Annotated in this window: 1 protein-coding gene; it reads left to right on the forward strand. The window is 62.7% G+C overall.

Translation table 11 applies throughout. From position 1 onward, the window contains the following. Positions 1–295: IS66 family transposase (locus VL15_RS38760; protein ID WP_048252174.1), on the forward strand; the 295-nt coding region annotated here is incomplete at both ends.

The following is a 295-nucleotide window of genomic DNA, read 5'->3' on the forward strand; positions in this document are numbered from 1 at the left end:
TGCACTACAGCCGGCTGTACGACGCGCTGCATAAAGCGCTGCTGTCGCAGCCCCTGATCCACGGCGACGAAACAACGGTCCAGGTGCTCAAGGAGCCCGGCAAGGCCGCCCAGAGCAAAAGCTACATGTGGTGCTTCCGCAGCGCCGAAGATTGCGCTGAGCCGGTCGTGCTGTTCGAGTACCAGCCCGGGCGCGGTCAGGAATATCCGAAGGCGTTCCTTGGCAATTACGCGGGCATGTTGATGTCCGACGGTTATGCCGCGTGGCGCACGCTCAAGAAGGCGACGCACTTCGG

The sequence above is a fragment of the Burkholderia cepacia genome (assembly GCF_001039005.1).
Classification (GTDB): Bacteria; Pseudomonadota; Gammaproteobacteria; order Burkholderiales; family Burkholderiaceae; genus Burkholderia; species Burkholderia theae.